Annotated in this window: 23 protein-coding genes and 1 tRNA gene; 7 read left to right on the forward strand and 17 right to left on the reverse strand. The window is 69.9% G+C overall.

The annotated features are described in order from the left end of the window. Positions 1-2: 2 nt before the first annotated feature. Positions 3-524 carry a MarR family winged helix-turn-helix transcriptional regulator gene (locus L6E10_RS19245; RefSeq protein ID WP_236220859.1) on the reverse strand — a complete coding sequence of 174 codons (522 nt, stop codon included), beginning with the start codon at positions 522-524 and terminating at the stop codon, positions 3-5. A gap of 173 nt (positions 525-697) precedes the next feature. Here L6E10_RS19245 and L6E10_RS19250 point away from each other — a divergent pair, with 173 nt between their 5' ends. The 3 genes from L6E10_RS19250 to L6E10_RS19260 all read left to right on the forward strand — a co-directional run bounded on the left by L6E10_RS19250 (position 698) and on the right by L6E10_RS19260 (position 2930). Continuing rightward, a complete protein-coding gene (locus L6E10_RS19250; RefSeq protein WP_090097562.1) occupies positions 698-1150 on the forward strand; it encodes a DUF4442 domain-containing protein in 453 nt (150 codons plus the stop codon). Positions 1151-1249: 99 nt separating this feature from the next. After that, positions 1250-1954, forward strand: a complete 705-nt coding sequence (locus L6E10_RS19255; RefSeq protein WP_236220860.1) for a thermonuclease family protein — start codon at positions 1250-1252, stop codon at positions 1952-1954. A 13-nt stretch (positions 1955-1967) separates the two neighbouring features. Beyond that, the gene (locus L6E10_RS19260; protein ID WP_236220861.1) at positions 1968-2930 is read left to right on the forward strand and encodes a TIGR03617 family F420-dependent LLM class oxidoreductase; all 963 of its coding nucleotides are present in this window, start codon (positions 1968-1970) and stop codon (positions 2928-2930) included. Here the strand turns inward: L6E10_RS19260 and L6E10_RS19265 are convergent. After that, the gene (locus L6E10_RS19265; RefSeq protein WP_236220862.1) at positions 2912-3085 is read right to left on the reverse strand and encodes a hypothetical protein; all 174 of its coding nucleotides are present in this window, start codon (positions 3083-3085) and stop codon (positions 2912-2914) included. The genes L6E10_RS19260 and L6E10_RS19265 overlap by 19 nt on opposite strands. A gap of 144 nt (positions 3086-3229) precedes the next feature. Between L6E10_RS19265 and L6E10_RS19270 the strand changes: the two genes are divergently transcribed. Further along, positions 3230-3829 (forward strand): helix-turn-helix domain-containing protein, encoded by a 600-nt coding sequence (locus tag L6E10_RS19270; protein ID WP_236220863.1) that lies wholly within the window; start codon positions 3230-3232, stop codon positions 3827-3829. Next, positions 3826-4566: an SRPBCC domain-containing protein gene (locus L6E10_RS19275; RefSeq protein ID WP_236220864.1), complete on the forward strand. Its 741-nt coding sequence runs from the start codon at positions 3826-3828 to the stop codon at positions 4564-4566. The genes L6E10_RS19270 and L6E10_RS19275 overlap by 4 nt, the downstream gene beginning before the upstream one ends. On the opposite strand, the gene L6E10_RS19280 is transcribed toward L6E10_RS19275, so the two are convergent. Further along, a complete protein-coding gene (locus tag L6E10_RS19280; RefSeq protein WP_236220865.1) occupies positions 4539-5351 on the reverse strand; it encodes an endo alpha-1,4 polygalactosaminidase in 813 nt (270 codons plus the stop codon). The two genes, L6E10_RS19275 and L6E10_RS19280, sit on opposite strands and share 28 nt — an antisense overlap. Next, positions 5348-6922, reverse strand: a complete 1575-nt coding sequence (locus L6E10_RS19285; protein ID WP_236220866.1) for a DUF885 family protein — start codon at positions 6920-6922, stop codon at positions 5348-5350. Before L6E10_RS19285 ends, L6E10_RS19280 begins: the two co-directional genes overlap by 4 nt. Before the next feature lie 64 nt (positions 6923-6986). Here L6E10_RS19285 and L6E10_RS19290 point away from each other — a divergent pair, with 64 nt between their 5' ends. Beyond that, the gene (locus tag L6E10_RS19290) at positions 6987-7649 is read left to right on the forward strand and encodes an HNH endonuclease family protein (protein WP_236220867.1); all 663 of its coding nucleotides are present in this window, start codon (positions 6987-6989) and stop codon (positions 7647-7649) included. Here the strand turns inward: L6E10_RS19290 and L6E10_RS19295 are convergent. Continuing rightward, on the reverse strand, positions 7633-7977 hold the full coding sequence (locus tag L6E10_RS19295) for a hypothetical protein (RefSeq protein ID WP_236220868.1): 345 nt from the start codon (positions 7975-7977) through the stop codon (positions 7633-7635). The genes L6E10_RS19290 and L6E10_RS19295 overlap by 17 nt on opposite strands. A 72-nt stretch (positions 7978-8049) precedes the next feature. After that, a tRNA-Thr gene (locus L6E10_RS19300) sits at positions 8050-8123 on the reverse strand. Between the two features lie 107 nt (positions 8124-8230). Between L6E10_RS19300 and L6E10_RS19305 the strand changes: the two genes are divergently transcribed. Next, positions 8231-9538 carry a hypothetical protein gene (locus L6E10_RS19305; RefSeq protein WP_308102824.1) on the forward strand — a complete coding sequence of 436 codons (1308 nt, stop codon included), beginning with the start codon at positions 8231-8233 and terminating at the stop codon, positions 9536-9538. A gap of 86 nt (positions 9539-9624) precedes the next feature. Here the strand turns inward: L6E10_RS19305 and L6E10_RS19310 are convergent, their stop codons facing one another. The 11 genes from L6E10_RS19310 to L6E10_RS19360 all read right to left on the reverse strand — a co-directional run bounded on the left by L6E10_RS19310 (position 9625) and on the right by L6E10_RS19360 (position 22297). Further along, positions 9625-10821, reverse strand: coding sequence for a DNA polymerase III subunit delta' (locus L6E10_RS19310; protein WP_236220869.1), 1197 nt, complete (start codon positions 10819-10821; stop codon positions 9625-9627). A 23-nt stretch (positions 10822-10844) separates the two neighbouring features. Beyond that, positions 10845-12878, reverse strand: coding sequence for an MFS transporter (locus L6E10_RS19315; protein ID WP_236220870.1), 2034 nt, complete (start codon positions 12876-12878; stop codon positions 10845-10847). A gap of 72 nt (positions 12879-12950) precedes the next feature. Further along, complete coding sequence (locus tag L6E10_RS19320) at positions 12951-13364, reverse strand: hypothetical protein (RefSeq protein WP_236220871.1); 414 nt, start codon at positions 13362-13364, stop codon at positions 12951-12953. A 16-nt stretch (positions 13365-13380) separates the two neighbouring features. Next, positions 13381-16143: a type I DNA topoisomerase gene (gene topA / locus L6E10_RS19325; protein WP_236220872.1), complete on the reverse strand. Its 2763-nt coding sequence runs from the start codon at positions 16141-16143 to the stop codon at positions 13381-13383. 141 nt (positions 16144-16284) lie between these two features. Further along, the gene (locus L6E10_RS19330) at positions 16285-16857 is read right to left on the reverse strand and encodes a hypothetical protein (RefSeq protein WP_236220873.1); all 573 of its coding nucleotides are present in this window, start codon (positions 16855-16857) and stop codon (positions 16285-16287) included. A 68-nt stretch (positions 16858-16925) separates the two neighbouring features. Then, positions 16926-17474: a hypothetical protein gene (locus L6E10_RS19335; protein ID WP_236220874.1), complete on the reverse strand. Its 549-nt coding sequence runs from the start codon at positions 17472-17474 to the stop codon at positions 16926-16928. Between the two features lie 5 nt (positions 17475-17479). Beyond that, on the reverse strand, positions 17480-18067 hold the full coding sequence (locus tag L6E10_RS19340; protein ID WP_236220875.1) for a hypothetical protein: 588 nt from the start codon (positions 18065-18067) through the stop codon (positions 17480-17482). Then, a complete protein-coding gene (locus L6E10_RS19345) occupies positions 18064-18672 on the reverse strand; it encodes a hypothetical protein (protein ID WP_236220876.1) in 609 nt (202 codons plus the stop codon). Before L6E10_RS19345 ends, L6E10_RS19340 begins: the two co-directional genes overlap by 4 nt. Before the next feature lie 81 nt (positions 18673-18753). Continuing rightward, a complete protein-coding gene (locus L6E10_RS19350) occupies positions 18754-19314 on the reverse strand; it encodes a hypothetical protein (protein ID WP_236220877.1) in 561 nt (186 codons plus the stop codon). Positions 19315-19343: 29 nt separating this feature from the next. Further along, positions 19344-19919, reverse strand: coding sequence for a hypothetical protein (locus tag L6E10_RS19355; protein ID WP_236220878.1), 576 nt, complete (start codon positions 19917-19919; stop codon positions 19344-19346). Positions 19920-19984: 65 nt separating this feature from the next. After that, positions 19985-22297, reverse strand: a complete 2313-nt coding sequence (locus L6E10_RS19360) for a sodium-translocating pyrophosphatase (protein WP_236220879.1) — start codon at positions 22295-22297, stop codon at positions 19985-19987. Positions 22298-22489 lie beyond the last annotated feature (192 nt).

Below are 22489 nucleotides of genomic sequence, written 5' to 3' on the forward strand. Positions count from 1 at the left end.
TTCTAGTCGTTCCCTCCTGCGCGGGTCCCCGTCCCGCGTTCGTTCAAAAGCGCCGGAATCGTGCGCTCGTAGTCGTGGACGAAGCGTTCGAACAGGTCCGCGAAGCCCTTGAGGTCCTCGTCGGCCCAGTCCACGAACACCTGCTGGATCGCCTCGTTGCGCTGCCGGCGCCGCTCTTGGATCAGCTCGCGGCCCGCTTCGGTGACCGCGAGGACGCTGGCCCGGCCGTCCGCCGGGTCGGCGCGCCTCTCGACGAGCCCGTCCTTCACGAGGCCGGCCACCTGCCGGCTGACCGTGGACGGGTCGGAGAGCACCGCCTCCGCGAGGCCGCTCGAACGGCACTCCCCGAGGCCGGAGAGGGTCGCGAGGAGCACGAAGGCGGACTTGTCCATGCCCTGCTTGGCCATCTGGTGGGCGACCTGGGCGTGCATCTTGTTCAGCCGCACCATCGCCATGCCGACCCGGTCCGCGAGCTCGTGCTCGGGGCCGGGGCTGGGGCTGGGGCACCTGCCCGGATCGACCATCTGACACCTCGTTGCTTGTATCACCCAACTAGTTGCTCAGTACAAGCATCCATCTCGGTCGAGCAGAACGCAAGCGAGTTTCAGGTCTCACTCCAGCGCGGAGTGGTACGGCTGCGGAGAGTGTGGTTACCGGCGGGTAGCCAGCCGTGTTACCGGTCGGTAGCATCCGTCTCATGAGCCAAGACGTGTCGTTCATCGCCGATGCCATGAAGCAGGCCGTGCCGTACGTGAAGACGACCGGCATCGAGTTCGAAGAGGTGTCGGCGAGCCGCATCGTCGCGTCGCTGCCGGACGAGCCGTCGCTGCACAACCACATCGGCGGGCCGCACGCGGCGATGATGTTCGGCCTCGGCGAGTCCGCCTCGGGCGCCGTCGTGATGGCCGCGTTCGCCGCGCACCTCGGCAAGGCGACGCCGCTCGCCGTCCGCGCCGACATCTCGTACAAGAAGATCGCGATGGGCGTCCTGCGCGCGGAGGCGGTTCTCGGCCGGTCGGCGGAGGACGTCCTGGCCGAGCTGGAGTCCGGCACGCGACCCGAGTTCCCGGTCACCATCACGATCACCAACGCCGAGGGTGTCGTCACCGGCGAGATGACCGTCGTCTGGACGCTCAAGCCCGCACGCTGAACCGGGCGTCCCCGTATTTCAGTTCGGACTACCCGTGAACCGATCCGAACCAAATACGTAACCTTGGCCACACCGCGACGACCAGGCATTGTGCGGGTCATGTCGGGGTGGAGAACTGCGGGCGGGGTCCTGCTGGTCGTGCTCGCCACGGGATGTGCCGCGCAGGCGCAGCAGTCGAGGCCCGTGGCCGTGGAGGAGCCGGCGCGGGACGCGCCGGTCACCGCGTCGTCGACGACCTCGGTGCCGGTCTCGCCCGCCCAACCGGCGATCAGCGTCACGTCGATCGTCGACGGCCGCTCCGTGATGCTCTCCGACGGCTCGAAAGCCGAGGTCAGCGGCCTCGCCCAGCCCGGGCCGTGCTGGGCGGACGCCGCCGCGAGCTTCGCGAGGAGCATGCTGCTGAACCAGCAGGTCCGCTACGACCGGGCCACCGGCGCCCTCAGCCTCACCGACGGCACGGACTACGCGTTGCTCGCCCTGGGCAACGGCGCCGGGCGCACCGCGGGCGCCCCGTCGCCCGTCCAGAAGGAGGCCGAGGCGGCCGCGCAACGCGTCCCGATGGGCCTGTGGGGCCCGCCGTGCGGCGGCAAGGACGCCACCGAGACCCCCGCTCCCCCGCCACCCGCACCCGCGCCGACCACGACGAAGCCGCCGGCACCGCCCCAGCCGAAGCCGGTCTTCTACGCCAACTGCGACGAGGCGCGGCGCGCCGGTGCCGCACCGCTCTACTGGGGCCAGCCCGGCTACCGGACCGAGCTCGACCCGAACCGCAACGGCATCGCCTGCGAGTCCCGGTACCGCTAATAGCCTCTCCGGCATGAAGCTGGACAGCAGTGCCGTCGAGTACACCCCCGCGGACGCCGGGGCCATCGCGAAGCGGGCGGAGGACCAGGGCTACGACGGGTTCTGGCTCGCCGAGACCAAGCACGACCCGTTCCTCGCGCTGTCCGGTGCCGCCGCGGCGACCGAGCGGATCGAGCTGGGCACGGCGATCGCGGTGGCGTTCGCGCGCAACCCGATGACCGTCGCGACGACGGCGAACGACCTGCGCCTGTTGTCGGGCGGCAGGTTCAACCTCGGCCTGGGCTCGCAGGTCGAAGCGCACATCACCAAGCGCTTCTCCATGCCGTGGAGCAAACCGGCCGCGCGCATGCGGGAGTTCGTGCTGGCGATCCGCGCGATCTGGCACGCGTGGGAGACCGGCGAGCGGCTGGCGTTCCGCGGCGAGTTCTACAAGCACACGCTGATGACGCCGTTCTTCGACCCCGGCCCGAACCCGCACGGCACGGCGCCGATCTACCTCGCCGGCGTCGGCGAGCTGATGACCGAGGTGGCGGGCGAGGTCGCGGACGGCTTCCTGTGCCACAACTTCACGACCGAGCGGTACCTGCGCGAGGTGACGCTGCCCGCGCTCGAACGCGGCCGAGCGAAGGCCGGGAAGACGCTGGAGGGCTTCGAGATCAGCGGCCCGGTGTTCACCGCGACCAGCGACGAGGAGGTCGCCGGGGTCAAGCGGCAGATCGCGTTCTACGGGTCGACGCCCGCGTACCGGCCGGTGCTCGACCTGCACGGCTGGGGCGCGCTGCACGAGGAGCTGCACCGCATGTCACGGCGGCAGCAGTGGGCGGAGATGAGCGAGCTGATCACGGACGAGGTGCTGTCCGAGTTCTGCGTCCTGGGGACGCCGGAGACCGTCACGGCCGCGCTGCTGGACCGCTACGGCGACGTCGTGACCAGGGTTTCGCCGTCGTCGGGCGCGGTTCAGCGCCCGGAGAAGTGACTCAGCCCGGACCGGGCCAGCTCGGCGTGGAAGCCGTCGAGCCCGGCGCGCACTCTGGCGACGCCGCGCTTGCGGATCCACCTGCGTCTTCCGACGTTCGCGGCGGTCAGGGCGAACGGCAGCGCCAGCAGGGTCAGGACCAGCATCGTGATCATGTCGTCTCCTCAGGGGTTGCGAACGTGCAACGACCAATCGAGACACCGCTTACGGTACCGGGTCCAAAGCCACCCGGGTGGAGCAAAGTCACCGACAGCAAGGCAGTTCTTGACTAATTTTGTTTTCGGTGTGACGCTGGCGGCATGTTCGAAGTGGCGGTGATCGAGGACCCGTCCGCGGCCGAGGTGTCGCTGGACCCCGTGCGGGCGAGACTGCTCGCGGAGCTGGTGGAGCCCGGATCGGCGACGATGCTCGCCGCGAGGGTCGGCCTGCCCAGGCAGAAGGTGAACTACCACCTGCGCACCCTGGAGCAGCACGGCCTGGTGGAGCTCGTCGAGGAACGGCGCAAGGGCAACGTCAACGAGCGCCTGCTGCAGGCGACCGCGGCGTCCTACGTGATCTCCCCGGCCGCGCTCGCGGCCGTGCAGCCCGACCCGGCGCGGTCGCCCGACCGGTTGTCCGCGCGGTGGCTGCTGGCCGTCTCGGCGAGGCTGGTGCGCGACGTCGGCACGTTGATCACGGGCGCGACCAGGGCGAAGAAGCGGCTGGCGACGTTCGCGCTGGACGGGGAGGTCCGGTTCGCGAGCGCCGCGGACCGCGCGGCCTTCGCCGAGGAGCTGGCCGGTTTCATGACCCAGTTGGTCGCGAAGTACCACGACGAACAGGCAGAAGGAGGGCGTCCGCACCGAGTCGTCGTCGCCCTGCACCCGAGCGTGAACGCTTCCAAGGAGGACGAGTCGTGACCCGCGAGTTCGAGATCAGGAAGGAAGTCGAGGTCGCCGGAACCCCGGAGCAGGTCTGGGACGCCATCGCGACCGGACCGGGCATCGACTCGTGGTTCATGGGTCCGCACACCGTCGACGGACGGCTGGGCGGCCGCATGTCGATCGACATGGGCTTCTTCCAGGAGGCCTCGACGATCACGGCCTGGGAGCCGGGCAAGCACCTCGCCTACGAGAGCGACAAGGGCGAGGACGGCACGTTCCACGCCATGGAGTTCCTGGTCGAGGGCCGCGACCAGGGCTCGACCGTCCTGCGGTTCGTGCACAGCGGGATCCTGGCGGACGGCTGGGGCGACGAGTTCGTCGACCAGCAGTCGAAGGGCTGGGACATGTACCTGTTCACGCTGGGCCAGTACGTCGAGCACTTCGCGGGCCGGCCCGGCACGTACGTCTTCGCGCAGTGGCCGGAGCAGCCGGAGGGCGCCGGCAACTGGCCGGTGCTGCTCGACGCGCTCGGCGTCCCGCGCGACGCCGAGGTCGGCGACGAGGTGACGTTGAAGCCGTTCGGCATCAACGGGGTCGTCGACTACCTCGTCCGCCACGACGCGCACAACTTCCTCGGCGTGCGCGGCCCCGACGGCCTCTACCGCTTCCACGGCACCAACGCCGTCGGCCACCACGTCTTCGGTGACGCCACCGGCGAGGCCGGGAGGTGGCAGGCCTTCCTGGCTCAGATCGTGGGCGGGCAGACCTCGTAGACGTAGTCGTCGTGCCCGTACGGCACCACGTTCCTGTCGCGGCGGATGATCGAGACCCGTCCGCCGCGATCGGTGCACGACTTCTTGAAACCCTCGTCGGTGTACTCGATCTGGAAGAAGGCGTTGCCGAACGCCTCGGCGTAGGCCCCGCACTCACCGAGGGCCTGGCAGTCCTCGGTGATCGCGAAGTCGAAGCCGATCTCCTGCTTGCCGGCGGTGCCGAGCTCGGCGACGTTCTTCTGCGCCACGGCAAGTCCCTGCTCGTGCGCGTACCGCACGAAGTCCTTCATGAAAGCCTTGGTGGCGTTGAGGTCGAACGCCCCTTCGGAGCGCTGGTAGGAGTCGAGGTTGTCCGGCTCCACGCCCTTGAACATGGCCGTCTTGCAGCCCTTGATCCACTTCTTCTGGATCTCCAGGATCCTGCGGCGCTTGTCCTCCGTGGAGATGTCGAGGACGCCCTCCTGCCACTCCGGGTCGATCACCACCTCGCCGTCGGCCTTCTTCACCAGCAGGTCGGCGTGGTGCTGCCGCCACCAGTCGAGGCCGCCCTCCATCTTCTCGGGCTGCGTCTGCAACGCGTTGAGGTAGCAGATGTTGTAGCGCCTGCCGTCCGCGAACGTGGTGCGGTCCCGCACGACGATCTTGACCGGCACGTCCGGCTGGTAGGTGCCGCCGAGCTGGTAGTCGAGCTGCCCACCGGCGGGCGGCAGCTCCCTCGGTGGCAGCTCGGGCTCACCCGAGCAGGCGGTGACGAGCAGGACCGCGACGGCCACAACGACTTTCACGCACGACGACCTGCGAGCCACCCGTCGACGACCTCCTCCAGCAACGCGAGCGTCAGCCTGCCCTGGCTGAGCACGACCTCGTGGAAGTCGCGGACGTCCTCGCCCGCGGCTTCTGCTTTCCTGCGCAACTCCTGGAACTTGAGGCGCCCCACCGCGTACGCGAGCGCCTGCCCCGGTTCACCGAGGTAGCGGTCCACCTCGGACTCGATCTGCGCGAGCCCGACGGGGGTGTTCTCGACCAGGTAGCCGACGGCGTGCCGGCGACTCCACCCCAGGGCGTGCAGGCCGGTGTCGACGACGAGCCGACCGGCGCGCATCGCGTCCATGGTAAGCATGCCGAGCCTCGACTCGTCGCTGCCGTACAGGCCCATTTCGTCGGCCAGGCGTTCGCAGTACAGCGCCCAGCCCTCGCCGAACACGCTGATCGGCGCCTTCCGCCGTACGAAGGGAATCCCTTCGAGCAGCGCGGCCTTGGAGTGTTCGAAGTGGTGCCCCGGCACGGCCTCGTGGTACGCCGTGGCCTCGTCCTTGATGCGGAGCCGGCTGCCGGGTTCCTTGGTGTTGACGAAGTAGGTGCCGGGCCTGCTGCCGTCCTCCGCGGCCGGGAAGTAGTGCGGCGGCACGTGCGCGGGCACCGCAGGCGGAGCCTCCCTGACCGCGCACGCCGCGGCGGGTGTGGTCCGGAACCACTGCGGCGCAACGGCTTCCGCCTTCACGACGGCCCTGCGCGCGGCGTCGAGCACGTCCGCACCGCTGGTGTGCCGGAACGCGGGATCGGTGCGGATGCGGTCGAACACGTCGTCGCCGTACCGCGCGAACTCGTGCTTGAGGTCCTCGACCATCGCGAGGCCGATCGCGTGCAGTTCGCCGGGATCCAGGTCTTCGGTCGTGTGCGCGCGGATCGCCTTGCGGTAGACGTCGTCGCCGTTCGGCAACCAGCACAGCCCGGCACGTTCGGTACCGCGCCCGCACGGCAGCGCCTCTTCCAGCAAGAAGTCCCGGTAGCGCTCGATGGCCGGCCTGGCAATCTCACCGCCACCGTCGACCACGTCGAACGCGCTGAGGTTGCCGAGATGGCCGTCCAGCAGCTCGACGGCCTGCTCCACCAGGTGTCTCACCGGTGTGAGGCCGTCCGCGAACCCCTGCCGGTGACGTTCGGCCACCGTGTCGAAGAACGCGCCGAGCCCACGCATCCGTTGCAGGTACCCGGCTCGCCGTTCGGGCGTGTCGACGGGCAGCCTCGGCAGGAAGGCCAGCGTGGAGGGAACGGCGGTGCGGATGTTCGCGCTGATCCCGAACTCGAGCTGCCTGCTCTCGACGGCGTCGGTCTGCGTGCGCACCTCGTGCAGCACGATCCCCAGGGTGAGCCGGTCGGACAACGTCTCCGGGTCGATGCTGCGCGCCGCCGCGCCGATTTCCCGCAGCCGGCCGAGGTAGACGCGCTCCCCCTCGGTGCTGTGGTCCACCAACAACCCGTCGTCGCGGCCGAAGCCCATGAGGCTCGCGTCAACCGGGTAGCGGTCGAGAATCGCGTCGAAAAGGCGGTCAGCCAACTCGTTGACGTCCGACATCCGTCCCCCAGTGGTTACGCCGTTGAGCGGCCATCACGACCTTTGTAGCGGGTATGCCGCGGACATGCGCTGGTTTCTGCTGATCGTCCTGTTGACCGGCTGTTCCGCGTTGCCCCTGCCGTCGACGACCTCCGCCCCGCAGGTCGGCAGGGTGCCCGCGGGAACCCTGGACGCCGTGGCTGCCCGCACCTCCCTCGCGGCGCTGCCGGTGGCCACACCGGGCCGCCTCGACGGCTACGTCCGCGACTGCGACGGCGGCAAGGCGTGCGTCTTCGGCCGGCCCTGGTTCGACACCGACGGCGACGGCTGCGACCAGCGGAGCCAGGTGCTGGCCCGCGACCTGACCGGCGTGGAGCGCAAACCGGGCCGCTGCGGCGTCCAGTCCGGCACCCTCGACGACCCGTACACCGGCACGCAGGTCACCGGCACCTCGAAGATCCAGATCGACCACGTGGTGCCGCTGGCCGAGATGTGGCGCAGCGGTGCCGCCGGGTGGGCACCCGAACAGCGCCTCGCCGCGGCCAACGACCTGCGCAACCTCGTGGCGGTGTCGGGGAAGGTCAACCAGTCCAAAGGCGACAAGACGCCCGACGAGTGGATGCCGCCCAACGCCGGGTACGCGTGCTCGTACGGGCGGATCTACGTGACGGTGAAGGCCGCCTACGGCCTCTCGGTCGCGCCGGCTGAACGTTCCGCCCTGGAGCAGGCACTCACGACGTGCGGTTGAGCTCCTCCTCCGCCGCGACCCGCCGAGCCGTCCACTTCCGGTCGATCTCCTCGGGCCGCTTGTGCCCGCACGCCACGAAGTTGCCCTCTTCGTCGGTGACGTCGACGTCGTACGAGCAGTTCTCGACGTAGATCGTCAGGTTCTCGATCCCGTCGGCACGCTCCTCGTCGTTCGCGTGGTACTCGACGTCGAAACCGAGCTTCTCGCCGTTGTTGTCCGTGCGGATGCACAACATGTCGCCACGTTCGAGCCAGCGGTCCTCACCCCAGGGCTCCAGCCAGACGACGAGCCACCTCGAAGAACCGTTTCTCACGTGCATCACAGCCATGGCGCCAGCGTAAGCGCCGAACAAAGCAGAAGGGCCAGGTCACCGGAGTGACCTGGCCCTTCCGTCTCACCGAGCCGCCTATCGGAATCGAACCGATGACCTGCTCATTACGAGTGAGCCGCTCTGGCCGACTGAGCTAAGGCGGCGAGACGCGATAACTATAACCGACCCGCAAGCGCGTTACTCACGGGGGCCCTGTTCGTTGTACGGACCGTGACCGACGTCACCACCTCCTAGGCCCGAGGAGAGGTTCATGCGCCGTTCGTTGTCCGTGCCGTTGGCCGGCTTGGTGCTCGCGCTCGCCACGGCGCCCGCACTCGCGCAGCCTCCGACCACGCCGGTGCCGGGACCGCGGGACCCGAACCAGCCTCCGGCGTCCGCGCCGAACGGGCCGCAGCCGCTCGCGCACGCCGTCGGTGACGCGGGGACCGGGTTGAGCGTCGTGCGGCTCGGGCCGCAGGGGGTGCCGACCAGCACGATCCTTCCCGGGTTCGGGGACCGGCTGCCCAGGCAGTCGGTCGCGGAGTTCGGGCTGGGGCTGGCGAGCGCGCAGGTCAACACCGAAGCGTTCCTGGCCAGTGAGAAGGTCGTGACGCAGGCGAACCCGTTCGGCTTCGCGGTGGCGGGGCGGTCGCCGCAGTCGCCGGGCACGCTGGTGCAGACGGCGATCCCGGACAACCCGCGGCCCACGACCGGAGGGCTGCCGATCCCGGAGACGCCGCTCGGCAAGCTGCGGGTGCTCAACGGCAGCGTGCACGCGCGGTGGGACGAGAAGCTCGGGCCGTGCGTCACCCCGCTGGCCACGGCCAGGACGTCATTGGCGGGGCTCGAGGTCCTCAGCGCGCTGCCGGCCGAGGTGCCACTTCCCGCGAAGACGAGCCTGGTGAGCGTTCCGGACACGTTCGAGGCGACCTCGCAGGTCCGGCTGGTCGACCTGCCCGGCAGCGCGAACAAGGCGGTCGAGTCGACGTCGACGATGCGGGCGGTCAGCGTCGAACTGGCGGGCGGCATCAAGATCGACGTGGTCAGCCCGCCGACGCTCACGGCCACGGCGACCGGGGACGAGAAGACCTCGAAGATCACCTACACGGCCCCGGTGCTGAAGGTCAGCCAGAACGGCAAGGACCTCGGCACGCTCGACGCCGCGCACCCCGCACTCGACGTCCCGCTGCTGCTGGACCTGGTCGTGGTCAAGCTGCAGATCGCGGGCCTCAACGAGAAGAAGTCGAGCTTCTCGGGCAACGGCTTCACCGGCTTCCAGCTCGGCGCGACGGCCAGGATGCTCGACGTCCAGCTCCTGCCGACGGACGAGCTGAAGCTGCCGAACCTGCCCTCGGCGCTCGCGCAGATCTCGCTGGGCGAGCAGATCGTGCGGGCAGCGGCACCGCAGGGCGGCGTGATCTGCGGAACGTCGCAACCACCGCAGACGACCGCACCCGCGCAACCCGGCGCACCGGCCGCACCACCGAAGGCGCACCGCCGCTGGCCTACACGAACGCCGCGTACCAGACGATCCCGCTGTTCTGGACCGGCACGGGACTCCTGCTGGCCGGCGTCGTGATCTTCGCGGCACTACCCGCCAGGCGCCGTCCCCGGCCCGGAGCACCCGAGGTCGAGTAGCGACCACCTACGGCCCCCAGGACAACCTCACCCACGGTGCAACGTGGTCACCATCGCCTCAACGGCGATGCGAGGCTTGACGTTGACCTCGATGGCCTCCCGGCAAGCCAGCACCGCCTCCAACCGCCGCAAGATCGACTCCGAGGACCACTGAGCGGCGGCGGTTCGGGAGTCCCCGGCCCGGTCCGGGTGCATCAACGCGGCCTCGGACCCGGTCTTCACCACCAGCGCATCCCGGTAGAACCCGGCCAGGTCGACCAGAGCCATGTCCAGCGAGTCGCGCTGAGTCCGCGTGGCCCGCGACTTCTGGCGCTTCTCCAGGTCCTTCAACGCACCCTTGGCCCCACGAGTGGCGGCAGCGGTTCCCTTGCCGGTGCCACCGGCCCCCATCGCGGTTTCCAACGCCTCCCGCTCCGCCTCGTTGCGGGCCTCGTTGGCGGTGGACGCGTCCTCCTCGGCAGCCTTGATCAACTCATCGGCGCAGGTGAAGACGTCCCCGGGACGCCGCAGTGCCAAGGGGATCCGCAGCACCGCCTCACGCCGCGCACGGGACTGCTCGTCCGCGGCCAGCCGCCGGGCCCGCCCCACGTGCCCGCCGCACACCGAGGCAGCCCACTGAGCCATCTCCGGCGAAACGCCGTCCACGGCTTCCAGCGCCGAGGCGATGGCCGCGGGCCGGGGCGATCCCAGGGACACCAGCCGGCAGCGGGACCGGATGGTCACCGACACGTCGTCCGGGTGGTCCGACGGCGCGCACAGCAGGAACACCGTCCGCTCCGGCGGCTCCTCGACGGCCTTCAGCAGGGCGTTGGCGGCGCCCTCGGTCAGCCGGTCGGCGTCCTCGATGATCACCACCTGCCACCGTCCCGACGTGGGCCGGCGGGCGGAGATCTGGACGAGGGACCGCATCTCGGCCACCGAGATCGACAACCCCTCGGGCGCCACGACGCGCACGTCGGCGTGGGTGCCGTGCAACGTCGTCCGGCAGCCGGTGCACTCGCCGCAGCCGGGGCGGTCGTCGGTCACCACGCACTCCAGGGCCCCGGCGAAGGCGCGGGCGGTGGACGAACGGCCGGAGCCGGGCGGGCCGGTGAAGAGCCAGGCGTGCGTCATCACGCCGGGTGCCGGAGTGCCGCCCGCGACGATCGCGGCGGCGGCTTCGGCGGCCGCGGACAGCGTTGCCACCGCGTCGGGCTGGCCGACCACCTCGTCCCACACGCTCATGGGTGCAGTCTTCCAGCGGCGGGTCAGACCGCGGCTTCGGGGACCGCGCGCTTGCGGGTCGCGAGCAGCGGCACGACGGCGGAGCGGACCCGGTCGGCCACCTCGTCGGCGTCGCCGTCGGCCTCGACCACGACGTAGCGGTCCGGGTCGGAGGCGGCCATCTCGCTCAGCAGGCGCTGGACGCGCCAGTGGTGCTCCGGGCCGATCCTCTTGCCGTCGGCGACCGGGCGGTCCAGCAGGATCGTCAGGTCGGGGCGCAGGCGGCCCGTCGCCCAGTCCACCAGGCCTTCGAGCTCCTGGTGCTCCAGCGAGCTCGTGGCGGTGAAGTGAGCCAGCGGCGAGTCGACGTAGCGCTCCATCACGACGACGGAGCCTTCTTCCAACGCCGGGCGCACCTGCCGTTCGACGACATCGGCGCGGACGGCGGCGGCTACGAGCGCTTGGGCTCGCACGCCTGCCAGCTCCGCAGAGGACAGCATCGTGCGCAGGCGGCGTTCGTCGTGTTCGGGGTCGGCGGCCAGCAGGACGTCGAGGCCCTCGGCGCGCAACGCGGCGGCCAGGCGGCGGGCCTGCACCGACGTGTCCTCGCGGGTGTCGCCCTCGACGGCGATCAGCATGCCCTTGTTGTGCCGGCGGCCGCGGATGGCCGCGAACAGCGACGACAGCACCCGCTCCTCGCGGCGGTCGTCCATCTGCCGGTACGCGACGAGCCCCAGCACGATGGCGATCACGGCACCGCCGAGCATCACCGGACGGCTCGCGTCGACCTCCATCGGGTGGCCGAACACGCTGACCTGCCGCTTCTGCAGCAACGTGAGCAGCAGCGGCGCGCCTCCCGACGCACCGAACAGCACGACCTTCAGCAACGTCTGGATCAGCGCGACCGTGCGGCCGCGCATGTCGTCCTGCACCTGCGAGCCCACGATCGTGAGACCCGTCAGGAACGCCACGCCCGCGCACGCGCCGACCAGCGCCACCGTCAGCAGCGCGATCCACAGGTGCGGAGCCAGCGCGACCAGCGCGAGCGAGATGCCGGCGAGCACGATCGTGACGCCGAACAGGCGGTTGTAGGCGAGGCGCTGGGCCAGCCGCGGTGCCGTCGCCATGCCGACCGCGAGTCCGAGGAACACGGCCACGAACAGCAGCCCGAACGTCGAGGCGCCGCCGAGCAGCGACAACGCGTAGAGCTTGGCCGTGCCGATCACGACACCGGCCGCGGCGAACGCGCCGATCATGCCGATGAGCAGGCCGCGGACCAGTGGCGTCTTGCCGGCGAACTTCAGGCCCTCGCGGAACATCGCGACGAACCCCGGCTTGTCCTCGTCCTTCTTGCGGTTCGCCGAGATGCGACCGGACAGCTCCGGCAGGCGGGTCGCGACCAGGGCCGCCGAGGTGAAGTACAGCAGGCCGTTGATCACCACCGCGATCGTCGCGACGGTGAACTCCAGGTTCCCGCCCTGCAGGTTCAGGTAGCCGGGGATGCCCGAGATCAGCGAGTACAGGCCGAAGCCGCTGATCGTGGAGATGCCGTAGGTCATCACCAGGCCGAGCTGGTTCGCCGACTCCACCTGGTCCGGGCGGCGCAGCAGGTTCGGCACCGCCGACTCCTTGGCCGGGATCCACAGCATCGCGCAGCAGCCGACCAGGAAGTTCGCGACGAAGAGCCAGACCGGCGAGCCGACCAGCGCGATCGAGATGAACAGCGAGCCGCGCAGGACGTCGCAGACCACCATGACCTTGCGGCGGTCGAACTTGTCCGCGAGCACGCCGCCGATGGGCGCGAAGAGGATGCCGGGCAGCAGCTGGGTGAGCACGACCAGGGGCAGCGCGAACGACTGCCACTCGTAGCTCTTCATCATCGTGGAGACCAGACCGGTCAACGCGAGCAGTGACAGCCAGTCACCAACACTGCACAAATAGGTGACAAGCCACAGTCGCCGGAACGGGCGAATGGCGAGCACCGATCGAAGCCGGTGGACCGTGGACACGCTGGACTGGGCCTGCCCTGCCTGGCCTGCCTCGGTCACCGGTGTGTCCGCGTCCTGAATTTCAGTCACCCCTAATCGCCCACTCCCGTGCGATCAGCGTAACCGGATGTGGTGAGTCAGGATGCCGGACTCACAGCACGACTAGCTGAAGATCGCTCCGAGGACGCCGAGCAGGACGAGCACGAAGAACCCGATCACGACCAGGCACCCGATGAACGTGGCCACGCCGCTGGCCTGCTGGGTGGGCTGCTGTTGTTGTGGCGCAGGTGTTTGCGCCTCCTGGAGGTACTGCCGGGGCACGGACTGCCGCTGTTGTTGCGGCTGCGGGCGCTGGGCACGCGGCCTGCGTTGTTCCTGCCTCATCTGCGCGTGGAGGGCCTGCCGCACCGCCTCGGCGGGTGCGGGCGGTGTCGGCACCACCACACGTGAGCTGGGAGACGCCCACTGCGGAGCGACCCGATCGGCCGCCGTCACGAGCCCTGCCAGCGGGTCGGGGAACAGCCGGGGAGGCGGCGGGGCCTGCGTCCCGTCGGGACCGAAGTCGGAACTCGGCACCGCCACCTCCGTCAGCTCAGCTCTTGGACTTCGCCGGAGCCTTCTTCGCCGCGGGCTTCTTCGCCGTGGCGGCCTTCTTGGCCGGGGCCTTCTTCTTGACCGGCCCCTTGGCGCGCTTCTCGGCCAGCAGCTCGGCCGCGCGCTCGTCGGTGATCGTCTCGACGCTGTCCGACTTGCGCAGCGACGCGTTCGCCTCGCCGTCGGTGACGTACGGGCCGAAGCGGCCCTCCTTGATCACCATCGGCTTGCCGGACACCGGGTCGTTGCCCAGCTCGCGCAACGGCGGCGCGGCGGCCGCCCGGCCGCGCTTCTTCGGCTCGGCGTAGATCTTCAACGCCTCTTCGAGCGTGACGGTGAAGATCTGGGACTCGTCGACCAGCGACCGCGAGTCCGTGCCCTTCTTCAGGTACGGGCCGTAGCGGCCGTTCTGCGCGGTGATCTCGGCACCCGTCTCCGGGTCCTTGCCGACCACGCGCGGCAGCGAGAGCAGCTTGAGCGCGTCGTCGAGCGTCACCGTGTCCAGCGACATCGACTTGAACAGCGAGCCGGTGCGCGGCTTCGGGGCCTTGGCCTTCGACGTGCCGTTCTCGGCCGGCTCGGGCAGCACCTCGGTCACGTACGGGCCGAAGCGGCCCTCCTTGGCCACGATCTCGTTGCCCGAGACCGGGTCGGTTCCGAGCGAACGGCCCTCCTGCGGCGTCGAGAAGAGCTTCTCGGCGATCTCCGCGGACAGCTCGTCCGGCGCCAGGTCGTCCTGCACGTTCGCGCGCTGGGCGACTCCGTCGACCTCGCGCTCCAGGTACGGCCCGAAGCGGCCGACGCGCACGACGACCGTGCGGCCCTCGGAGTCGCTGAACAGCGGGATCGAGTTGATCTCGCGCGGGTCGATGTCCTCGACGCCCGTGCCGACCAGCTTCTTCAGGCCGCCGGAGCGGCCGATCGAGCCGTCGGGACCGATGCTGCCGCCGAAGTAGAACCCGGACAGCCACGTCGTGCGGCCCTGACGACCCGCGGCGATGCCGTCCAGCTCGTCCTCGAGGGCGGCGGTGAAGTCGTAGTCGACCAGGCGGCCGAAGTGCTGCTCCAGCAGCCCGACCACGGCGAACGCCACCCAGGACGGGACCAGCGCGGCACCCTTCTTCCACACGTAGCCGCGGTCCTGGATGGTGCTGATGATCGACGAGTACGTGGAGGGACGGCCGATGCCGAGCTCCTCCATCGTCTTGATCAGCGACGGCTCGGTGTAGCGCGAGGGCGGCGAGGTGGTGTGACCGTCCGCGGACAGCTCCGCGATCGTCAGGTCCTGGTCCTTGACCAGCAGCGGGAGGCGCGACTCCGCGTCGTCGGACTCGCCGCCCGCCTCGGCGTCGACCGTCTCGACGTAGGCCTTGAGGAAGCCGGCGAACGTGATCGTGCGGCCGGACGCGGCGAACGTGACCTCCTGGCCCGTCGCGGCACGCCCCTGGATGCGGATGCTGGTCGTGTTGCCCCGCGCGTCGGCCATCTGGGACGCGATCGTGCGCTGCCAGATCATCTCGTAGAGCTTGAACTCGTCGGAGTCGAGCTCGGCGGCCACCTGACCGGGCGTGCGGAAGACCTCTCCGGCCGGCCGGATCGCCTCGTGCGCCTCCTGCGCGTTCTTGACCTTGCGCGTGTACTGGCGCGGCTTGTCCGCGACGTACTGCGCGCCGTACAGGTCCGTGGCCTGCGTGCGGGCCGCGTTGATCGCCGTCTCCGACAGCGTCGTGCTGTCGGTGCGCATGTAGGTGATGTAGCCGTTCTCGTACAGCTTCTGCGCCGTGCGCATCGTGCGGTCGGCGGAGAACCGCAGCTTGCGGCCCGCCTCCTGCTGCAGCGTCGAGGTCATGAACGGCGCGTACGGCTTGCGCGTGTACGGCTTCTCCTCGACGGAGGAGACCTTGACCGGCGCGTTCTCCAGTCCGGTCGCGATGGCCCTGGCCTGCGCCTCGTCCAGCACGACCACGTCGGCCCTGCCGGTCAGCTTGCCGTCGGAGCCGAAGTCGCGGCCCGTGGCGAGACGGGTGCCGTCGACGGCCACGAGCCGTGCGCCGAACTGGCGCGGCGTGGCGTCCTCACCGGCGTCCATCTGCGCGGAGATGTCCCAGTAGTTCGCTGAGACGAACTTCATCCGCTCACGTTCGCGCTCCACGACCAGACGCGTCGCCACGGACTGCACACGGCCCGCCGAGAGCTTCGGCATGACCTTCTTCCACAGCACCGGGCTGACCTCGTAGCCGTAGAGGCGGTCGAGGATGCGGCGGGTCTCCTGCGCGTCGACCAGGTCCTGGTCGAGATCGCGGGGGTTGGCGGCGGCGGCCTGGATCGCGGACTCGGTGATCTCGTGGAACACCATCCGGCGGACCGGGACCTTGGGCTTGAGCGTCTCGAGGAGGTGCCAGGCGATGGCCTCGCCCTCGCGGTCACCGTCTGTCGCGAGGTAGAGCTCGTCGACGTCCTTCAGGGCTTCCTTGAGCTCCGTGACCAGCGACTTCTTGTCGGCGGAGACCACGTAGAGGGGCTCGAAGCCGTGGTCGACGTCCACGCCGAGCCTGGCCCAGGCCTGGCCCTTGTACTTCGCGGGGACGTCGGCGGCACCGCGTGGCAGGTCCCGGATGTGCCCCCTGGAGGACTCCACGACGAAGTTGCTGCCGAGGTACGAGGCGATCTTGCGCGCCTTCGTGGGCGACTCGACGATCACCAGTCGTCGGGTGCTGCCCCCGCCTCCGCTGCTCTTTTTCGTCCGTGTCGATCCAGCCACTCGCCGTCCCGCTCTCTTCCAAACCCGGTTCCCAGGCCCGCCAGTGTTGCCCAGCGCCGGCCGAAAAGCACACCATCCGTCGTGTGTCCGCGACGCCTGTACGACGTGACAGAGTGACACAACCTTGCCGGACCGCCCGCCTCAGGCCGCCGGCCAGGTGCTCATCGCCACTCCCTGCGGAGGGCTTCCGACCAGCTCAGCGAGCCGTGCCAGCCGTCGCCGGCCGGTCACCCGCAACGCGGGTGCCCCTACCAGGGTGCACGGAAGTCCGGACGCAAGCAGCGCATTTTGCAACGGTAGGTGTGTCTGGGGGGCATTCGGGTCCAAACCGAGCAGGTAGGCGGACTCCATCCAGCACCCCGCGGCGAGCGCCCAGACGCGGAGCACCGCTCCGTTGAGCTCGAAGTCGGCGGGCACCCGCTTGACGGGGCCGTCCAGCCAGCGGGCGGCCAGTCCGGTGAGGTCGGTGCGGAACGGGGTGCGGACGAACCGCGTGCCCTCCTCGTTGACGCACAGCTCCGTGGTGACGCCGCGCTCGGCGCACGCCTGCTTGAGCGGCCCGTGGCGCCACTCGTCGCGCAGCTCCACGTACACGCGGGCCGCCGTGCCGCGCGCGAAGCTGACGGCCTGCCCCGGCCCGCAGAGGAAGCCGGCGAGGTCCGCCTTGGCCGGGGTGCGTGCCTCGGCCGAGAAGAAGGACAGCTGCCCAACCACGGCCCACAGGGTAGAACAGACGTTCGACTGTGACCAGTGGTGCGCTTGGGACTACGCCGGTCGAGCGATCACCGCTGCCCGGAGTTCTTCAGCTCGCCGCACGGCGCGGATTTGCTGATCGCCGCCGAGTACTTGGGCGACTTCTCCAACGTGTCGAAGGTCGCCCGCAGCTCTTCCGGACTGCTGACCTGGGAGGTGTCCGCGAGCACCTTCTCGGCGCCTTCCCAGAACCGCGCGTTCGGCTCCAACGCCGTCACCGGCGCTTTCGCCGCCTCGTAGGACCGCGCCGACTCGCTGAAGTACTTCGTCAGCCGTTCGTGGACGGTCTTCAGCTCGTCCGAGGGCGGCCCGAGCTCGCCGAGCTGCTTCTCGGCCGCGGCGAGCGCCGTGGCGTTCTCGGCGATGAGCTCCAGGTAAGCCGCCTTGACCGCCGCCGGGTTGGCCGGGTCCTGCGCCTGCAGCTCCCTGCCCGCCTTGATGCCGGGCAGCAGGCCACCGCAGAAGGTGTCGACCCACCGGCCCTGGGCCTCGGTGAGCGGCTTGTCCTCGTCGGAACCGCAGGCGCCGGCCAGCACGGCTGTGCCGGCCAGCGCGGCTGCGATCAGGCGCGTCCTCATGAGACCTATTTTGCTGTGGCCAGGCCCTGCCAGTTCGAGCACACCTCGTTCGAGCGGAACGCCTCGGCGTACTTCGGGGTGGTCGCGATCTGGTTGAACAACGCGGCGACCCGTTCGCCCGCGTTGCCCATCTCCACGGCGACGGACTGTTCGTAGCGCTCCAGGAACGCGCCGTCCGCCGGGAGGGCCGCCAGCCGCGCGGCCACCCGGCCGAAACCGTCCGCGTCGGTGTTCAGCTCCCGGACCAGCCTGTCGTGCAGGCTCCGCACGTCGGAGCCCAGGGCACCCAGCCCCTGGATGTCGGCCGCGATCTTGCGGTGCGTCGTCGACGCCAGTGAGACCCACCGCACCACGGCGTCCTTGGCCGCGGCCGGACCGGCCCCGGCGATGCCCCGCAGCTCGCGCGACGCGGCCGCGGAGACGCCCATCGGACCGCAGTAGGCCTCGAACCACGCCTTCGGGTCGGCGCCGGGAACGTCCGCCGTCGTCGTGGTCGTGGGTGCGGCCTGCTGGACCGGGGCGGGCGGCGGCGTGCCGCAGGAAGCGAGTGCGGCCGCGCTCAGCACGGCCGCCACCAGCGAAAACGGTCTCACTGACCGATGATCTTCCCGAGCTTGGTGCGCATCTCGGTGCACTCCGGCGCGGTCTTGACGGCGTCCTTGAGCTTCGGGTCGGAGTCGAGCTTCTTGATCTGCGCCGAGAGCTTCGACGGGTCCGCGGAGTCGCCACCGATCTTCTCGACCTGGGCCATGAAGTCGGGCGCGTTCGCGTCGATCTTGCTGATCTGCTCGCGGACGGTCACGTACTCCTTGGCGCCGTCGCCGAACATCTTGACCAGCTCGTCGTGCATGGCCTGGTGCTCAGGGCCGGGCGCGCCGACGTCCTTGAGCTTCTTCTCCGTGTCGGCCATGGCCTTGCCGCCGGTGTCGAGCAGCTTGAGCATGCCCTCCTTGATCGCCGGCGGGTTCTCGGCGTTGGCGGCGACGACGGTGATGAGCTCGACCGCGCCCGTCAGCACCGGCGTGGTGCCGCTGCAGAACGCACCGGCCCACTTGACCGGGTCGGCGGCCGGCTGGGTCGTCGTGGTGGTCGTGGGCGCGCTGCTGCCCTGCGACGCCGGAGCCGCGCCGCCACCGCACCCGGTGACGACCAGGGCGACACCCGCGCAGGCGGTGACGAGCGACAAACGTGCGTTCATGGTGGAAAACCCCCAGAAAAAGCTGATCGGACGCCGAACAGTACACGTTCGGGCGATCCGATCAGCCGGGGTTTCCGCTCGTCAGGAGGTGGGCCGGGAGGCTTGGAGGCCCTGGCAGTTCGAAGCCTTCCGCGCGGCCGTGGCGAGGCCCGTCTCGTCGAACTTCCTCTGCACGTCCGCACCCGCCTTCTCGAGCTCACCGGCCTTCGAGGCCATCTCGGTGAAGGCGGTCACGGCCTGGGTCTCGTCGGTGGCCGAGTCGAGCTTCGACTTCGTGTCCGCGAGCAGGACCTTGATCTGGCCCATGCCCTCCCGGGCGGCGGTGGCCAGCTCCTTCGACCTCGGGTGCGGGCCGTTCTCGAGCCCCTTGAGGTCCGAGACCGACCTGTCGGCCGCGGCGACCTTCGCGCCGAGCCACTCCGACATGCCCGACTTGAGCTTCGACGGGTCGCTCATGTCGATCGGGGGCTCGTCGGACAGGGACTTCATGGTGCCGTCGACGGCACCGCAGACCTTGTCCATCCACGCGACCACGTCCGCCTCGCTGGCGGTCGGTGCCGAAGACGTGGACGAACCTCCGGTGCTGCACGCGGTGACCGCGAGCAGGCAGCCGGCGAGAAGTGCGATGACTGTGCGACGCATGGGGCGGAAGTTACTCCGAACGGCCTTGCTCAGCTCGTCGGCGTCAGGTTGAGGCGCTGCATCTCCTGGCACTTCGGCGCCGTCTGCGTGGCCTTCTGCAGCTCGGGGACGCCCTGGAGGTCGCGCAGCGGGTCGGCGAGCTCGGAGAGCTTGGCGATGGCCTCTCCGGCGGCCTGGAGGCCTCCGGTGGCGTTGTTGGCGTCGGCCTGCTCGACCTTCGTCTTGGCGTCGGTGAAGACGGTGCCGAGCGAGGTGAAGGTCTCCGACATCTTGGTGACGGCCTCGTCGCCGCCCGCGACGGGCGACGGGCCGACGTTCTTCAGGCCCTCCGCGGACTTGGTGAAGGCGTCGGCGAGCTGGCCCATGTAAGCGGCCATCTCGGCCTTGAGCTTGGCGGAGTCGCCTGCGTCGAGCTTGGGGGCGGTCTTCTCCACCTTGGCGAACTCGGACGCGGCGCCGCACACCTTGTCCATGTAGGCGACGGTCTCGGGGCTGACCGCGCCGCTGGTGGGCGTCGTCGTGGTGGTGCCGGAGTCGCCGCCGTTGGTGCACCCGGCCAGCGCGAGGGCGGCAACAGCGGCAGTGGCGACGAGGCTGCGCCTCATGTCGTAACTCCTCGGTCGGGGTACGTCGGGGAATACCCGAACGTACCCCGACCGGAGGTGGCGGACTACGCGACGCCGTTGCGCACGGTCTCCGCGGGGGTGTCCGTGATCGCCGTGCCACGGCGCTTCGACACGACCACCGCACCGACGATGATCAGTGCCGCGACCACGGCGATCGCGATGCGGATCGGGTCGGACGCGCTGTCACCGATGGAGAAGGTGACGATGGCGGGCGCGATCAGCACCGAGACCAGGTTCATGACCTTGATCAGCGGGTTGATGGCCGGGCCGGCCGTGTCCTTGAACGGGTCGCCGACGGTGTCGCCGATGACCGTCGCGGCGTGGGCCTCGGAGCCCTTGCCGCCGTGGTTGCCGTCCTCGACCAGCTTCTTGGCGTTGTCCCAGGCACCACCGGAGTTGGCCAGGAAGACCGCCATGAGCGTGCCGGTCGCGATCGCACCGGCGAGGTACCCGGCCAGCGGGCCGACACCGAGGCCGAAGCCGACGGCGACCGGGGCGAGCACGGCCATCAGACCGGGGGTCGCGAGCTCGCGCAGCGAGTCCCTGGTGCAGATGTCGACGACGCGGCCGTACTCCGGCTTCACCGAGTAGTCCATGATGCCGGGGTTGTCGCGGAACTGGCGGCGCACCTCGAACACGATGGCACCGGCGGCGCGCGTCACGGCGTTGACCGCGAGGCCCGAGAACATGAACACGACGGCGGCACCGATCGCGACGCCGACGAGCACGTTCGGGCTGAACACCACGTTGCTGAACGACACGGGCAGGTCGCCCGCGACGTTGCCGACCTTGACCAGGGCCTGCGTGATCGCGTCCTGGTAGGAGCCGAACAGCGCCGTCGCGGCGAGCACGGCCGTGGCGATCGCGATGCCCTTGGTGATGGCCTTGGTGGTGTTGCCGACCGCGTCGAGCTCGGTGAGGATCTGCGCGCCCTCACCGTGCACGTCGCCGGACATCTCGGCGATGCCCTGCGCGTTGTCGGAGACCGGGCCGAAGGTGTCCATCGCGACGATGACGCCGACGGTCGTGAGCAGGCCACAGCCGGCGAGCGCGATCGCGAACAGCGCGACGACGACCGAACCGGACAGCAGGAACGCGCCGTAGACGGCGGCACCGATGACCAGCGCGGTGTAGACGGCCGACTCGAAGCCGACCGAGATGCCGGACAGGATGACCGTGGCCGCACCGGTCAGCGAGGTCTGGCCGACCTCCTTGACCGGCTTGTGCTCGGTGCCGGTGTAGTAGCCGGTCAGCCAGAGGATGACGCCGGCGAGCACGATGCCGATGATCACCGCGACGGACGCGATCAGCGCCGGGTTGCCGCTGGTGGACTTGACCGCGTCGCTGATGCCGTTGAGGTCCGCGAAGGAGCTCGGCAGGTACGCGAACGCCGCGATGGTGCACAGCACCGCGGAGATGACCGCGGAGATGTAGAAGGAGCGGTTGATGGCCGCCAGGCCGCTCTCGCCCGCCTTCGCCCGCGTCGTGTAGACGCCGATGACCGCCGTGAGCACACCGATCGCCGGGACGATCAGCGGGAACAGCAGGCCCTGCACGCCGAACGCCGCGGTGCCGAGGATCAGCGACGCGACCAGCGTGACGGCGTAGGACTCGAAGAGGTCCGCGGCCATGCCGGCGCAGTCACCGACGTTGTCGCCCACGTTGTCCGCGATGGTGGCGGCGTTGCGGGGGTCGTCCTCGGGGATGTTCTGCTCGACCTTGCCGACGAGGTCGGCACCGACGTCGGCGGCCTTCGTGAAGATGCCGCCGCCGACGCGCATGAACATCGCGAGCAGCGCGGCACCGAAGCCGAAGCCCTCCAGGACCTTCGGGGCCTGACCGGCGTACACGAGCACGACGAGCGCGGCACCGAAGAGGCCGAGGCCGACCGTGGTCATGCCGACCACACCACCGGTGCGGAAAGCGACGCGCATCGCCTTTTCGCGCCCGCCCGCACCTTCGTTCGCGGCGGCGGCGACACGCACGTTGGCGCGCGTGGACAACCACATGCCCAGGTAGCCGATGGTCGCCGAGAACGCGGCACCGACGATGAAGAACAATGATCGGCCGATTCGTTCGCCCAAATCATCCGCCGGTAGCGCGAACAGCAGCACGAACACGATCACGACAAAGATGCCGAGCGTGCGGAACTGCCGGTTGAGGTAAGCCGCTGCGCCCTCCTGAACCGCCTTGGCGATGTCCTGCATCTTGTCGGTGCCCTGGCCCGCGGCCAGCACCTCCTTGAGCAGCACGTACCCGACGGCGAGAGCAGCCAGGGCGACCACGGCGACCACGGCTACGACGCCGCGATCACCCCCGGAGAGCTCTAGGCCCTCCGCGAGGAAATGCCGGGACATCCGTCCTCCTGGTGAGTTGCCATGTGCAGCGCCGAGGCAGACCGGCCGCCCAGCGCGATGTGACGCATCCCTCATTGGATGCGATGAGCGGGGAGTCTAGGGGGTGGTTGCAACGAGGCGACGAAACGTCCCGATCCGTGCACACACCGTTATCTGCGCTGGAAGTCGAGCACTGCCCGGCCGGGACTGTCG

The sequence above is a fragment of the Lentzea sp. CC55 genome, from assembly GCF_021056325.1.
Taxonomy (GTDB): domain Bacteria; phylum Actinomycetota; class Actinomycetes; order Mycobacteriales; family Pseudonocardiaceae; genus Lentzea; species Lentzea jiangxiensis.